The organism is Streptomyces albipurpureus, from assembly GCF_023701525.1.
GTDB classification, from domain to species: Bacteria; Actinomycetota; Actinomycetes; order Streptomycetales; family Streptomycetaceae; genus Streptomyces; species Streptomyces albipurpureus.
Genome location: NZ_JAMQAW010000012.1, coordinates 158388 through 173009 on the forward strand (window position 1 = coordinate 158388; position 14622 = coordinate 173009).

The 14622-nt window shown below is 68.3% G+C and carries 12 protein-coding genes; 5 read left to right on the forward strand and 7 right to left on the reverse strand.

Going from position 1 to position 14622, the window contains the following annotated elements:
- Nucleotides 1-168 precede the first annotated feature (168 nt).
- The 3 genes from NBG84_RS16435 to tdh form a co-directional block, all read right to left on the reverse strand.
- Complete coding sequence (locus NBG84_RS16435; protein ID WP_250920199.1) at nt 169-1083, reverse strand: LysR family transcriptional regulator; 915 nt, start codon at nt 1081-1083, stop codon at nt 169-171.
- A 103-nt stretch (nt 1084-1186) separates the two neighbouring features.
- Nucleotides 1187-2368, reverse strand: a complete 1182-nt coding sequence (locus NBG84_RS16440) for a glycine C-acetyltransferase (RefSeq protein WP_250920200.1) — start codon at nt 2366-2368, stop codon at nt 1187-1189.
- A 322-nt stretch (nt 2369-2690) separates the two neighbouring features.
- Nucleotides 2691-3719, reverse strand: a complete 1029-nt coding sequence (tdh, locus tag NBG84_RS16445) for an L-threonine 3-dehydrogenase (protein WP_250920201.1) — start codon at nt 3717-3719, stop codon at nt 2691-2693.
- 484 nt (nt 3720-4203) lie between these two features.
- Between tdh and NBG84_RS16450 the strand changes: the two genes are divergently transcribed.
- Complete coding sequence (locus NBG84_RS16450) at nt 4204-4494, forward strand: hypothetical protein (RefSeq protein WP_250920202.1); 291 nt, start codon at nt 4204-4206, stop codon at nt 4492-4494.
- Nucleotides 4495-4951: 457 nt separating this feature from the next.
- On the opposite strand, the gene NBG84_RS16455 is transcribed toward NBG84_RS16450, so the two are convergent.
- Together NBG84_RS16455 and NBG84_RS16460 are read right to left on the reverse strand one after the other, a co-directional pair.
- Nucleotides 4952-5356, reverse strand: coding sequence for a roadblock/LC7 domain-containing protein (locus NBG84_RS16455; RefSeq protein WP_250920203.1), 405 nt, complete (start codon nt 5354-5356; stop codon nt 4952-4954).
- A gap of 1033 nt (nt 5357-6389) precedes the next feature.
- Nucleotides 6390-6599 (reverse strand): hypothetical protein, encoded by a 210-nt coding sequence (locus tag NBG84_RS16460; RefSeq protein ID WP_250920204.1) that lies wholly within the window; start codon nt 6597-6599, stop codon nt 6390-6392.
- 826 nt (nt 6600-7425) lie between these two features.
- Between NBG84_RS16460 and NBG84_RS16465 the strand changes: the two genes are divergently transcribed.
- The 3 genes from NBG84_RS16465 (at nt 7426) to NBG84_RS16475 (ending at nt 9563) form a co-directional block, all read left to right on the forward strand.
- Complete coding sequence (locus tag NBG84_RS16465) at nt 7426-8100, forward strand: class I SAM-dependent methyltransferase (RefSeq protein WP_250920205.1); 675 nt, start codon at nt 7426-7428, stop codon at nt 8098-8100.
- 135 nt (nt 8101-8235) lie between these two features.
- Entirely contained in the window at nt 8236-8523 is a 288-nt protein-coding gene (locus tag NBG84_RS16470) for a hypothetical protein (protein WP_425608646.1), read from the forward strand.
- A gap of 236 nt (nt 8524-8759) precedes the next feature.
- On the forward strand, nt 8760-9563 hold the full coding sequence (locus NBG84_RS16475; RefSeq protein ID WP_250920207.1) for a hypothetical protein: 804 nt from the start codon (nt 8760-8762) through the stop codon (nt 9561-9563).
- A 148-nt stretch (nt 9564-9711) separates the two neighbouring features.
- Here the strand turns inward: NBG84_RS16475 and NBG84_RS16480 are convergent, their stop codons facing one another.
- Nucleotides 9712-9891, reverse strand: a complete 180-nt coding sequence (locus NBG84_RS16480) for a hypothetical protein (protein WP_250920208.1) — start codon at nt 9889-9891, stop codon at nt 9712-9714.
- Between the two features lie 117 nt (nt 9892-10008).
- Nucleotides 10009-11286: a fatty acid desaturase gene (locus NBG84_RS16485; RefSeq protein WP_250920209.1), complete on the reverse strand. Its 1278-nt coding sequence runs from the start codon at nt 11284-11286 to the stop codon at nt 10009-10011.
- A gap of 431 nt (nt 11287-11717) precedes the next feature.
- Here NBG84_RS16485 and NBG84_RS16490 point away from each other — a divergent pair, with 431 nt between their 5' ends.
- The gene (locus NBG84_RS16490) at nt 11718-14609 is read left to right on the forward strand and encodes a DEAD/DEAH box helicase (protein ID WP_250920293.1); all 2892 of its coding nucleotides are present in this window, start codon (nt 11718-11720) and stop codon (nt 14607-14609) included.
- The last annotated feature ends 13 nt before the right edge of the window (nt 14610-14622 follow it).

The following is a 14622-nucleotide window of genomic DNA, read 5'->3' on the forward strand; positions in this document are numbered from 1 at the left end:
TCGGTCCGCAGGGGTCGCGCTGACCGATGCGACTCCGCGTACTCAGCGCTCCTCCCGTACCGCGTTCAGCCATCCGTTCGGGCATGGATTCAAGCCCCGTCCAGCCACGGGCTCGGTCCTGGGTTCACGACACGAGGTCCCGGCGCGTAGGCGCCGAGCAGGTCCGCCTCAGTCGGCGGAGAGGCCCAAAGCCGCAGCGGTCAGGGATTCCAGCACGGGCGCGATGAGGGGATGCGACTCCGCCCCGCGCCGCACCGCGGCGAACACCCGCCGCCGCGCGGCGGGACCCGAGACCGGTCGGACGACGACGTCCTTGAGTGCCATGCCGCGCAGCGCGGAGCGCGGCACCAGAGCCACCCCCGCGCCGGCCCCGGCGAGTGCGACGACAGCGCGGAAGTCATCGGAGGAATGTACGAGACGAGGTTGGAAACCTGCCAGCTCACAGGCGAGCAGCACCATGTCATGGCAGGGGTTGCTCGGATAGGGGCCGATCCAGTCGCCATCGGCCAACTCGGCGAGGACGATCGTCCGCCCTGCCGCGAGGGGATGAGCGGCAGGGAGGACGGCGTCGAAGGGTTCGGCGTAGAGCGGTACCTGCGACAGTCGAGGATCGTCCTCGCCCGGCGCACCCCGGTACTCCACCGCGACCGCGATATCCGCCTCACCGTCCAGGACGAGCGGCAGGCTCTCATCGCCCTCCGCGTCCCGCACCCGCACCCGGACACCGGGATGGGCCGACCGGAGCACCCCCAGGGCCGGGGCCACCACCTCGGCGATGCCGGTGGCGAAGGCGGCCATGGTGACTTCGCCGGCCTTGCCTCCCGCGTAGGCCGCGAGTTCGGCCTCCGCCCGCTCCAGTTGGGCGAGCACGGCATGGGTGTGGTCGAGCAGGATCACCCCGGCCGCCGTTAGCCGGACCCCCCTGCCACTGCGTATCAGGAGGGTGTGGCCCGTCTCCTGCTCCAGGGCGTTGAGCTGCTGGGAGACGGCCGAGGGGGTCAGATAGAGCGCGGAGGCCGCTGCGGTCACCGTTCGGTGGTCCGCGACGGCCCGGAGTATGCGCAGCCGCCGGGGGTCGATCACCCAGCCATCTTGCCAGCTCGGGCCGGGTGGGGCGGCCGGCCCCCGGCGCTTGGGAAGGCTGCGGGCCGGCCGCGGCCCGGAGCGTGTCGTGGCGCGGTCATGCTCAGCCCGTCAGAGTCTGTCGTGCGTCGACGAAGGCGGAAACCACCCGCTCCACATCCTGGGTGGAGTGCGCCGCGGACAGCTGGACCCTGATCCTGGCCTGTCCGAGGGGGACCACGGGGTAGGAGAAGCCGATGACATAGACCCCGCGCTCCAGGAGGAGTTCGGCCATGCGCCCGGCCTCGGCCGCGTCACCGATCATGACGGGCGCGATGGGGTGGTCGCCGGGGAGGACGTTGAATCCGGCCTCGGTCATCTTGGTGCGGAAGAGGGTCGTGTTCTGGTCCAGCCTGGTCCGCAGATCGCCGGCCGACTCCAGAAGGTCGAGGACCTTGAGTGAGGCAGCGGCGATCACAGGAGCCAGGGAGTTGGAGAAGAGATACGGGCGGGAGCGCTGACGCAGCAGGGCCACGATCTCGGTACGAGCGGCCACATAGCCGCCGGAGGCTCCGCCGAGCGCCTTGCCCAGGGTGCCGGTCACGATGTCGATCCGGTCCATGACCCCCGCGAGCTCCGGCGTGCCACGGCCGGTTGGGCCGATGAAGCCGACCGCGTGCGAGTCATCGACCATGACCATCGCGTCATAGCGGTCGGCGAGATCACAGATCTCGCGCAGGGGCGCGACATACCCGTCCATGGAGAAGACGCCGTCGGTCACGATGAGCCGGCGGCGAGCGTCCTGCGTCTCCTTGAGCTGCTGCTCCAGATCGGCCAGGTCACGGTTGGCGTAGCGATGCCGACGGGCCTTGGAGAGCCGGATGCCGTCAATGATGGACGCATGGTTCAGGGCGTCGGAGACAACGGCGTCCTCGGGGCCGAGCAGTGTCTCGAAGACACCTCCGTTGGCATCGAAACAGGAGGAGTAGAGGATGGTGTCCTCCTGTCCGAGGAACGCCGACAGACGTGCTTCAAGTTCCTTGTGGACGTCCTGGGTGCCGCAGATAAACCGCACCGAGGCCATTCCGTACCCCCACCGGTCCAGCGCTTCCTTGGCGGCCGCGATCACCTCGGGATGGTCGGCGAGTCCCAGGTAGTTGTTGGCACAGAAGTTGAGCACCTCGCCGGAAGCCACGGAGACGGTGCCACCCTGCGGGGAACCGATGACGCGCTCGGGCTTGTGGAGGCCTGCCGCGCGGATTTCATCGAGGGTGGTGCGAAGTTCGGTACGGACGGACTCGTACATCAGAAGGGCTCCCTAGCGGGTTGGGTGGGGAAACGGTGGTCAGACCCGGGGCGGACAGATGAGGTGGCTGCCCGCGCTCCCCAGGGGACCCGCCTGGCGAGCGGCGTCAAACCCGGCTGGTGGCGGGAGACGGGGCCAGGTCCCCGGGCGGACCGGTCGGGCTGGTGGGCATGGGACCGCGCACGGGTCGGACCGGGCTCGGTCACCTGGTCAGATCGGAGCTCAGTGACCGGTCCAGCTCCACCTGGGCGGCGCTGCGGCGTGAGTCGGGGTCCTGGTGCGGGACCGGGTGGTCTGAAGGGAAGGGGTGCGGTCGAACCGGTCAGGATGTCCAATCGAGGATGATCTTTCCGCCGCGTGCGGTCGCCGCCTCGTCGAAGGCCGCGTCGTAGTCCTGGTAGTCGTACCTGCCGGTGACCACCGGGCCGAGGTCGAGTCCGGCCTCCAGGAGAACCGTCATGGCGTACCACGTCTCATACATCTCGCGCCCGTAGATGCCCTTGATGGTGATCATCGAGGTGACGATCCTCGACCAGTCCACGGCGAACTCATCCGATGGGAGTCCCAGCATGGCGATACGACCGCCGTGCGTCATGTTGTCCACCATGTCCCGCATCGCTTCGGGGCGGCCGGACATCTCCAGGCCGATGTCGAACCCTTCCTTGAGCCCCAGGCGCCGTTGTGCTTCGGCTATGCCCTGGCCGGTGACATTCAGCGCGAGCGTGGCTCCAGCCTTGCGCGCCAGTTCCAGTCGGGATTCGCTGACATCGGTGATCACCACATTGCGGGCTCCCGCGTGTCGGGCGACGGCGGCGGCCATGATGCCGATCGGCCCCGCACCGGTGATCAACACGTCCTCGCCGACGAGGGGAAAGCTGAGTGCGGTGTGTACGGCGTTCCCAAAAGGGTCGAAGATCGCGGCGATGTCCAGATCGACCGCCGTACGGTGCACCCAGACGTTGGAGGCGGGCAGGGCCACATACTCCGCGAACGCCCCGTCCCGTCCGACTCCGAGGCCCACGGTGCTCCGACACAGATGACGTCGGCCAGCAAGGCAGTTGCGGCACTTGCCGCAGACCAGGTGCCCCTCGCCACTGACCGTGTCGCCAGCCGCCATGTCCCGGACATCCGAGCCGACGGCTGCCACCTCACCGGCGAACTCATGCCCCAACACCCTGGGTGTGTCGACCGCTTGCTGTGCCCAGGGGTCCCAGGAACGGATATGGAGATCGGTGCCGCAGATCCCGGTGCGCAGCACCTTGATCAGCACATCACCGGGCCCGATCTCCGGTTCGGGTACGTCCATGAGCCACAGTCCGGGCTGGGCGTGCTGCTTGACGAGTGCCTTCACGGGGGCGGCTCCAGAGGTGGTTCTGCGTGGCTGGCGCGGTGTGCGATGTGCCGGGGATGCAGACGCGCCCTGCGCGAGCTGCGCGCGTCGGCTCCCCGTGACCAGCACCAATCTGCCCAGCTCGGCGGTGGTAGTCCATCGAGGATTTCTTAAGCGGGGCAACAGAAGAACTTCACACATCGATCCACCGGCCTGGCCAAGGAGCGGGCACCGTATGCCGCCGGCGACCGCAGTCACCCATCACCGGAGGTCGGATGTCACCGGAGCCGTCTTCGGCTCCATCGCAATCCGCGCCGCGTCCCCGCACCCGGGATGTTCGGTTGGTGGGCCGGCAAGGGTTCGGCCGGTGCGGAGCCGCTTTCGGGGCTCGGCCGGGACGGTCGTGATGGCCACCACGGCTGACGGGACCCCGGGCCGGGGCAGGATTTTCGGTTGTTCCCGCACAACGGTCGCGTATCCGTCCCCGGAGTGCGAGCCTGGGAGGATGAGCTGGGCATCGTGGACGACCACGGGGGTGTATTCCGGGCGTGGAGGTGTGCTCACCGAAGAGGTCGGGATTCTCACCGGGGATCTCACCGTGCACACCACCTGGGCAAGCGGCGAGGCGCGTGTCGCCGTGCAGTACAGCGGGGCGTCCGACTGGTTCACCATGTCGGGAAGTCCCACCGCCTGCGCCTCCGAGGACGACAGTCGCGCTCTCCACCAGGCGATAGTGCAGGCTGTTGAAATCGGTGGTGGGGCCACTGTCCCGCCGGTTCCCAGCAGTACCGTCTAGCACGGCGCCAGATGCGACTGACAGGCGCTGTCGCGCAGCCCCTCGATGCCGAGGTCCATTCACTCAGGCTCTGACTGGGCGACCATGAGAGCTCAGCGGCCGCTCCCCGTTTCTCACGGGCCCTGTATGAGGCCGGTGCGTCGGGCTGCGGTTCGGACAGTCACCGGCCGTGCACCGTCCGGGGCAGGGCCGAAACCCAGACCAACAGACCACCCCCTCCGTTGTGTAACCGGCCGACCGCTTTGGGTGGCTGACCTCTGCACCAAACCGCCGTCCAGCCGCTCGCGCTGTCGTCATGCCCTGCCAGCGCGCTCCAACCGTCGGGCCGTAGACGAAGTCGAGCCTCTCCATCCATGAGACCAGAATCGCCATCCGCCGGGCTGCCCAGTGGACAACCACGGCGGCGGTTCCCAACCGTGAGGCGTTCCCCAGCTCACGGTTGGGCATCTACTCCAGGTCAAACGTCGCCTATTGCTGGCTGACGGGCTTCAACGCTCAGATGCTCACCGACCCGGTTGACGAGCAGCGTCATCTCGTAGGCGATCTGGCCGACATCAGCTTCGGCCTCACTCAGTACGCAGAGGCAGCTGCCTTCCCCAGCGGCCGTGACAAAGAGCAGCGCCTCATCGAACTCGACCATCGTCTGGCGGGCTCTGCCGGCGCGAAAGTGCCGTCCCGAGCCGCGAGCAAGGGAGTGCAGACCCGAGGATACGGCCGCAAGGTGCTCGGCGTCCTCACGGGCCAACTCCGTACTCGCCCCTGTCACTAGGCCGTCGTTGGATAGCACCAGGGCGTGCCTGATCTGCTCGATCCGCTTGGTCAGATCGTCGAGCAGCCAGTCAAGTCCTTTGTCCAGCGGCATGGTTGGTCCCCTCCCCGCTCATACGTTCCCCGTGTTGCACGTAAGCCTTTCGCACACCGGACGACAGAGCAAGGTGTAACTGGCCCACTGAATCGAGCGGCCGGACCGTGTACATTCGGCCGGCATATTCGACCGGCTGCACTGATCCCCCATCGCGAGTCACAGCCGCAGACATCGCATGGCGCCGCACGCGTTCCTGGGGCCAGATCAGGAGCACGGTGAGAGTCACGAACCTGCCGGCGCAAGTCCGCAGAGAAGAATGTTCAGCACAGCCATCGGATGGTGTTGACGCTCGCCATAGCCACTCCCTGGGAGAAGGGTGATTTCCCCAGGGAAACGGTTGGCGAGATGTCATCCATGTGGGCGCCCGGCCGCTCCCTGAGAATACCGACATGATTCCTTGCTGAATCAACAGGGAGTTCTGGCCTATGACGCCGAGGGGAGAACTGAGCAGCCCAGGAATACGAGGTCCGGTCGGCATAGCCGAGCCGGGTCGGCTGTGGGCTGGTGCCCGGCTGGTTCGGGAGCGTCAAACACCCCTGACGACCCGGTTGAACTGCGATTTCCCGCACCACGGGCGGATTCTTCGGCGGTCATGCCGCCCAGCGCCGTCGCACGGTCTCCAGTGCACCCATGACCAGGCTTTTCATCACACCGGATAGGGTCCAGCCGCCCTCAGCGATCTGCGCTTGCCCGGGGTTCACCCATCTCCACATCGGCGCTCGACCACCGGGCACCCACTTCGACGGGCCGTTAGGGCGCGCGGTTGGACTAAGGCTCCCGAGTGCTTTCCCGCTCCATTGCACCGCGGGATGAGCGGAAAACGACCGGGCGGACACCTTCGCGATTGCGCTCGTCATCGGTTTCGGCTTTGCCTCGAAGGATGACCCAGGAGGAAACACTCGGGCATCGACCCATCCCAACGGGAAGATCCGCCGCTGACTGTCCCTCCCGCGACTCAGCGGAGACCTCGGCTGGCTCCCCGAGGAGTGGACTCGAATGCTCCGCTCACCGACGGGCAACGATCACCAGGTCATATGGCTGACTCGATGGTGGACGCCCTCGGCAGCACCAGCCCGGGCGGGGTGGTTGCCCGGCGCTCCAGTTGCCGCTCAACCGCCATCTCCGCACAGGCCATGTGGTCGTCCCGAGGGAGGGTTCCCGGCCGGTTCGCGTTCGGGTTCCCGATGACGACCATGCCGAAGGCAACCTCTCCACAGGGCGGCATGGCGATAACGCCCAACAGGGAACCGACACCCTCCCCGTCCCTGCGGAAACCTTCGAAGCGGGGGCCCAGTTGGCCACTGAACCCGCCTCAGAAGCCGAAACCATTGATGAAGTGGGCGGGATCGGCAATCTGAATTTCCGTAGATCCCCCATCCCTCAACTCTGCGCATCAAGGAATAGCGATGCCAGTACACCACGCAGGAACAGGAAGGAGAGTGCGGGCCTGGGAGGGTACCCACCCTTGGGAAATCGACTGCGGACCATGAGAATCCCGACTAGCCCCGGGACTCTTCCACTCCACCAGCGCGGCAGCACTTCCATTCATGCAGAACCATAAGCCAGATGACACCGCAGGGGAGGCCACAGGGGACGGGAATGGACTGCCCTACCGGACAGCAAGCAGAATGAGGAGGTACCGGCAGTCAATCCAGGGACGGTCCGGCCACGGCACAGCAGCGGGCCCGGCCGTGGATTTCTCGATATGGGCCGTTTCCATCGCTCCGCCGATCACGCGCCCGGATCGACGAAGCCAAGAGCGGCCCCTCAGTCCGCGCACGCACATCGGAGCCATGCCGACAATTCCCTGGCTGGGAGCAACGGCCCGTAGGGCATTCAGCCGTGGCGGGCGAGGCGACCACTTCGGCGGTGGCGCAGGTGTGCTACGTCAGGTCCGGTGGGTGGGGTGACCGATCGGTGGGGACCGCGTTCGGTAGGAGCCCCGATACCGGCCCCGCTGGACGCCAGCAGTTTGGAATATGCCAGGAGAATATTCTTGCCGTGGAATGTACTCACTTACCCGTGCGCGCTGAACCAGCGACACTGCCGAGAGGAATCCCGTTCTGATGCCCGATGACCCAAGAACAGCTCCCCCACGGCCCGAGGGGCCGCGCGATGACCACAGGTCTGTGCAGGAGTTCTTCGGCACCCGGGCAGCCGGCTGGGACGCCCGTTTCCCCGATGACGAGCGGGCCTACGCGGCAGCCGTGGCCAGGCTCGGCCTGAGCCGGGGGGACACGGTGCTTGACGCGGGATGCGGCACCGGAAGGGCGTTGCCGCCGCTGCGTTCCGCCGTGGGCGATCGGGGCACCGTACTAGGCGTCGATCTCACCCCGGAGATGCTGGCCGCGGCTACCACGGCGGGACGCGACCAGTGGGCCCTCCTGCTCCTCGCGGACGTGAGCAGACTGCCCCTGGTGCACGCGTCACTCGACGCCGTGTTCGCAGCCGGTCTGATCGCCCATCTCCCACAGCCGGACGTCGGACTGCGGGAGCTGGCCAGAGTGGTACGCCCAGGGGGGAGACTGGCCCTGTTTCACCCCTTGGGCCGTGCCGCGCTGGCGGCCCGGCAAGGACGTCAGATCGGCGACGACGATCTTCGCGCCGAGCCCCGGCTCAACGATCTCCTGGCCGCCTCCGGTTGGCGAATGACCTCCTACGAGGATCAGGACGCCCGCTTCCTCGTCCTGGCGATCCGTCAGAACCAGCACCCACGGGATCGCCGAGGAGGGATCGGGTAGCGGGCGCCATCCAGTCGTCCGGCAGGACGCGCCGCAGTACAGGCCGCTCGCAGAAGCTCTAAAGCCGGTGTCAGAGGGGCATGCACAGTACAAGGATCGGCGACGCCCCCGTCGCCCCTGGGGAAGGTGGTTCGGGTGTTCAGCAAACTCCGCAGGCTCTTTGCACCCCGCCCGCAGAAGACGCCGGCGACGCCTGTCCGTTCACCGCAGCACAACCTCTTCGAGGCCGCGGCGTTCTATGTGTCCGGCTGCGCAGAGGACGACCAAGCACAGATGGACGAGGCCGTGACCTGGGTGTCACCGGAGGCGCTCTCCTTCGGGGTGAACGAGTTGGCCTGCCGCGCGGTCATAGCCCTGGCCCGCGAACGGGACGAGTCGCCCCAGACCGTGGCGAGGAGCCTTCTCGGCCTACCCGCCGCCTGAGGGCTCCTTCCAACCCGAAGGCGGACGAACCTTATTGGGCCGGACACCGAACCCGCTCACCGCGGATACGGTGCCACCGCCCGCTCGACGGACGTCTGCCGCTCGGCGCGGTCGGATCCCCGGGCGACCGGAAGAAGTGGCGTTCTTCCCCTTCAAGAACCTCGACGACCGGGTTACCCACTGGTTAGGGTGCGCCGACAAGCGATCGAGCAGGGACAGCCTGGCGGGGAGGCACCATGGCCGAGACGGAAGTCTCCGTCGACGAGGACGCGTTGTACGTGCTGACCGCGGTGCTTCTGACGCCGGCGCAGTTTCCCAGCGCTCTCGGCGACGACTTTCCGGCCGCCTGCGCCGCACTGGGGGTCCATCCCCGCGCCGATGGCTACGGCTTGGTGATCGGCCAGGACGGCGATGGTGCGCGCTGGACGGTCGTGGTGGACGATGTGCCACTCGTCGCCGTGGCCATCGCGGCCTGGGACTGCGGTATGGCACATGATCTCTCGCCATCCGAGCGGACCGTGGTGATCGCCCTTCCCGGCTGGCCACTCTCCGTCGCGGTCGCCGCACCCGGGGTGCCGGAGCCACATGACCCGGAACCGGAGGAGGGAGACGTACCGCCGCTCTCGCCGCCGAACACGGAGGAGTGGGGGCCCGCACAGCGGCGGCTGGGGGCGGATGAGATCGCCCTCCAATGGTCACACTGGCGGCAACAGATCGACGATGGACACATCGTCCCCTCACCGGACATCGCCGCGCCCCCGCCACAGCGGTCGCACGACGGTCTGCGGGAAGCGATGGACCAGGCCAGGCGGTATCTGGAGTCACCCCCGCCCATAGGACGGGTGCGTTCGACTTTTGCGCCCGGCGGCGCACGAACCCTTCGTGCGGACGGGCCGGGCTGGTCCATGGTGGCCCGCACCGACGATATGGCCTTCTTCCTGCTGGACGAGGAGCCCCATGAGGTGCTTCCCGTGAGCCGAGGGAGCGAGCTGCCCGATCTGCTCGATGCCCTCGACCTGATGGCCGTGCGCCCCGGCTGAGCCGTCAGGTGCCGACAGCCCCAGCAGGGCGGGGCCGCGTCACTCCCCTCAAGCCGACCGGCCCGCTCCCGCGGGTGGTGGTCCCTGGCGCCGCCCGGCGGGAAGGCGAGGCCACTCGCCTATGGGCCCCCTGGGCCTCCCGCCCGGATCAGCGGCCGAGCTCCTTGCGACTGACGCGCCGCAGCCTACGACGCTGGCTGGGGTCAAGCATCAGATAGGCCACCGCAGGCACTCCCAGCACGACCAGCAGGGAGAACCAGCCGATCAGTGGGCTCAGCAGCAGGGCCACGGCCACTCCTGCGATGACGACCTTTGTCCGTGTTGACACGTCGATGCCTCCTTGCTCGGCCTTGCCCCGACTTCTGCTGGGGAAACGCATGGGTACCCTCTGTAGTTCCCCTACCCAGCCCCCCGTACCCCGTGCGGCCGCCCCAGCCTCCGCCTGTTACGTATCGGTCCGCAGCGGCTCGCCGACCTCGTGCATATGGGCGAGCGCCTGGCGGTAGGAGTCGATCAGCCCGGTCTCCGTGTACGCCACGGAGAGGGAGCGGCAGTGGGCTCGCACCAGCGGCTGGGCGAGCCTGAGGTGGGGACGGGGCATGCTCGGGAAGAGATGGTGCTCTATCTGGTAGTTGAGGCCACCGAGCATCCAGTCCGTGACCGGGCCGCCGCGCACATTGCGTGAGGTGAGAACCTGCCGGCGCAGATGGCCCCAGCCCTTCCCGTTCTCCTCGTCGGGCATCTCCATGCCCTTGTGGTTGGGCGCGAAGGCCATGCCCAGATGGAGTCCGAGCAGTAGTTGATGGATCAGGGCGAAGACCACTGCTTGGCCCAACGGCATGGTGGCCAGCAACAAGGCGCCATAGGCGAGGAGATGGGCGACGAGCAGCGCCCCCTCCACAACGCGACCGCGGGCGGACTGCCGGGAACCGCCTCCGGTGAACACGGCCCGGAGGCCGTGGACCTTGAGCGCGATCCCTTCGAGGGTGGTCAGCGGAAAGAACAGCCAGGCCTGATGGCGGGTGAGCCAGCCGGCGACCCCCGACCGGTTGCCCAACTGGCTCTGACTGAAGACCAGAACGTCCGCGGCGACATCGGGGTCCTTGTCGATGTGGTTGGGGTTGGCGTGGTGGCGGTTGTGTTTGTCGTTCCACCACTCCTGGCTCATCCCAAGCAGCAGATTGCCGAGGAACAGTTGGATGTGGCGGCTCCTGCGACGATCGCCGGTCATCTGCGAGTGGCCTGCGTCATGAGCGAAGAAGCCGGTCCGGGCGGACAGCACGGCAAGCGGCGGGGCGAGCAGAAGTACCCACCAGGAACCGCCGATCAACACCATCCCGGTGACCGTTGCGGCGATGCCGAGCAGATTGACGACGATACTGCGGACGTACCAGCCGGTGCGGCGCTCCAGGAGCCCTTGCTCCTTCACCGTGCGTAGCAGTGGCGCGAATTCACTGCCCTGGCTTCTGGCGGGGGCTTTGAGCTGCCCGGCACTCGCTGGAGCGACGTCCGGCGCCGTGCGCGCGCTGGGGACGAGCCGAGTGTTGATCGCAGCCACTGGGTCTTCTGGTGCCTCTCCCTGGGTCGGGGGCACCGGCGCAGAGGTGTCGGGGAGGGAGTGCTCGGCCTCGGCAGCCCCTGCGGGTACCCCGAGGGGAGCGACCTCCGCCTGGGGTGCGACGGGTATGGACGCGTCGTCCGCAAGCGCGATGGCCTGGGGCATAGACAGTCTCCGGTCTCTACGGCGTGCAAGTAAGCGCGACTGCGCTGACCTGAGAGAACGTAGGCTAGGACACGTTGCGGTAACCATGGCGCCACCCCCCGGAACTCGCGGGGGAAAGCCCGCCGGTTTGGGTGGTGCTGACCGCACCCGGAACCGCCACCCAACGACACGTGCGCTGGATCACAGTGATACGGCCTCCGCCGCGGTAGGGGATCGAGTACCCTCGGCGACTCCCACCCCAAGAACTAGTCAAATTTGAGGAATGCGTCATCGCTGTGCACAGGCCCTCCGCGGCAACGCCCTCCCCGACCGACCAGCCACCCTTCGCCTCCACTGGCGCGGCTTCCACACCCGCGTCCCGCACACCCCTTCCCCACTCCACCTCCCACGGCCAACCACCGCCGTCCGCACCTGGAGACGCCGTAGCCGCCCTGAGGCAGTGCTCCGCGGTGTTCCTACCGGCCGATCCACCGCGCGCCGGACAGATCGCCTTCTGGCGGTCCGGGGAACCCGGGCCCACGGCACCGAGCCCTGTCCCACCCGGAGTCGTCGAGCCCCTGACCGTCATCACTGACGAGGTCCGCCCGCACACCGTGCCCGCACTGCTGCTGCCGGTCCGGGACGCACTGCCCGTCCTGACCCGCGCCCATGCCGACGCGTCCGCCTCCCCCAGTGCGGGCTTCTGGGGTGCGGCGACCCTGCTCGCCCTCCAGCTCATCGCTCGCGGCCTGCTACTGCCCGGCCTCACCCCCACCGATCATGACGCCTGGCGGGTCGGCCCACTGGCACCCGAGGACCTGGAGCGCGTGCGCACCCTGGCAGCGGCCATGCCACCGAACGCTCATGCCGTACCCCTGGCATCCACGACACACGACCAGGACGGCCCGCTCCTGCTGCCAGAACCCCAACGGCTCCTGCGGTCCTTCCTCGACGCGGTCGCCGACACCCTGCCGCGCACCCCGGCCGCGCCGATCGCCGCCGGCACGGCGGCGTTCGCGGCGCGCGCCGGGAAGCCGTTGCCCAGCGCACGTGCCTGGGCGGCGGACATCGCCGCCGGGCATGATGCCGGCGTTCGGCTCTCCCTACGGATCGAGCTGATCGAGCACACTTCGGCCGCGCTCGCACCAGACGCGGAAGGGCACGGCGAAGGGCTGGAGCCGACCTTCCGCGCCGTCCTTCAGATGCACAGCGCCAGCGATCCGGCCATCGTCGCCGACGCAGCCGATGTCTGGGCGGGCGGCGACCGTCCCGGTGCGGACTTCGGCCCCCGGGCCCGGATGGACGGACTCCTCGCACTGCGGCGTGCCGCGCGGGCTTGGCCTGCCCTGACACCCCTCCTGCACGCCGCCGTCCCCGATGCCCTTGAGCTCGGTGACGAAGAGATCACCGAGTTGCTGGGCGAAGCGACGCGGGCGCTGGCGACCTGCGGAGTCCAGGTGCACTGGCCCAAGCACATGGCACACCGACTCGTTGCGCGGGCCGTCATCGGACCGTCGGACGACGACTCCGCGGCAGCGGCGGGGAGCGGTTCGAGCGGCCAGGACGCTTCGGCGCTTCCCTCCTTCCTCTCGGCCGACGCACTGCTCGCCTTCAACTGGTGGTTCGCGCTGGGCGATCAACGGCTGACCCGCGCGGAGTTGGACCGGCTGGCCGAGGCCAAGCGTCCCTTGGTGCGACTGCGTGACCAGTGGGTACTCATCGACCCCGACGAGGTGCGCCGCGCCCGCGAGCGGCAGGACCGCACGCTGACCTCGGTCGACGCGCTCAGCGCCGTACTCACCGGCTCCACGGAGATCGACGGCAGACGGGTCGAGGTGCGGGCGACGGGATGGATGGCCCAGCTGCGCGACCGGCTCGCCGATCCGGAGGGCGGAACTCAGGAGATCGGCCAACCGGCACAACTCACGGCGACTCTGCGCGACTACCAACTGCGCGGACTCAACTGGCTGCACCGCATGACCTCACTCGGCCTCGGTGGCTGTCTCGCCGACGACATGGGCCTGGGCAAGACCATCACACTGATCGCACTCCATCTGCACCGGGGGACCGACGAGTCCGCTGCCGGCCCCACCCTCGTCGTCTGTCCTGCTTCGCTGATGGGCAACTGGCAGCGCGAGATCGACAAGTTCGCGCCAGGTACCCCGGTACGCCGCTTCCACGGTGCGGCACGCAGCCTGGATGACCTGGCCGACGGGGAGTTCGTCCTCACCACCTACGGGACCATGCGGCTCGACGCGGCTCGGCTGGGCCAGGTGGCCTGGGGCATGGTCGTCGCCGACGAGGCGCAGCATGTGAAGAATCCGTACTCCGCGACGGCCCGTCAGTTGCGCACCATCAACGCCAAGGCGCGGGTCGCCCTCAGTGGCACACCCGTCGAGAACAACCTGTCCGAGTTGTGGGCGATCCTCGACTGGACCACCCCCGGTCTCCTGGGGCGACTCGGCTCCTTCCGCGGCCGCTATGCGCGCGCCGTGGAGGGCGGTGATCCGGCGGCGGCCGAGCGGCTGGCCGCGCTGATTCGCCCGTTCCTGCTGCGTCGGCGCAAATCCGACCCGGGAATCGCCCCCGAACTGCCTCCGAAGACCGAGACGGACCGTGCGGTGACGCTGACCACGGAACAGACGGCACTGTACGAGGCGGTGGTGCGGGAGACGATGGCCGCGATCGCCGAGGCCGACGGTATGGAGCGACGCGGTCTGGTGGTGAAGCTGCTCACGGCGCTCAAGCAGATCTGCAATCACCCCGCGCAGTACCTCAAGGAGGAGAGGCCGAGGATCGCCGAGCGCTCCGGCAAGGTGGAGTTGCTGGACGAGCTCCTCGACACCATCGTCGCCGAGGACGGGAGTGTCCTGGTCTTCACCCAGTATGTGCAGATGGGGAGGTTGCTGGAACGGCACTTGGCGAGCCGCGGGGTGCGGACGCTGTTTCTGCACGGTGGTACGCCCATCCCGGAGCGCGAGGCGATGGTGGACCGGTTCCAGAGCGGAGAGGTGCCCGTCTTCCTGCTCTCGCTCAAGGCCGCGGGCACCGGTCTCAATCTCACCAGGGCAGGACACGTCGTGCACGTCGACCGCTGGTGGAATCCCGCCGTCGAGGCCCAGGCCACGGACCGCGCGTACCGGATCGGCCAGACCCAGCCCGTACAGGTCCATCGGCTGATCGCCGAGGGGACGATCGAGGATCGGATCGCCGACATGCTGGCACGCAAGCAGGACCTCGCCGACGCGGTGCTGGGCTCGGGGGAAGCGGCGCTGACGGAACTCACCGACGCGGAGTTGGCGCAGCTGGTGGAACTTCGTCACAGCGCGGGTACGCCACGGTGAACCGGTTCGGCAG

Coding starts and splice junctions, on each gene's coding strand:
- NBG84_RS16440 (WP_250920200.1), bottom strand. CDS start 2,368: ATGTACGAGTCCGTCCGTACCGAACTTCGCACCACCCTCGATGAAATC.
- NBG84_RS16450 (WP_250920202.1), top strand. CDS start 4,204: ATGAGCTGGGCATCGTGGACGACCACGGGGGTGTATTCCGGGCGTGGA.
- NBG84_RS16455 (WP_250920203.1), bottom strand. CDS start 5,356: ATGCCGCTGGACAAAGGACTTGACTGGCTGCTCGACGATCTGACCAAG.
- NBG84_RS16465 (WP_250920205.1), top strand. CDS start 7,426: ATGCCCGATGACCCAAGAACAGCTCCCCCACGGCCCGAGGGGCCGCGC.
- NBG84_RS16475 (WP_250920207.1), top strand. CDS start 8,760: ATGGCCGAGACGGAAGTCTCCGTCGACGAGGACGCGTTGTACGTGCTG.
- NBG84_RS16485 (WP_250920209.1), bottom strand. CDS start 11,286: ATGCCCCAGGCCATCGCGCTTGCGGACGACGCGTCCATACCCGTCGCA.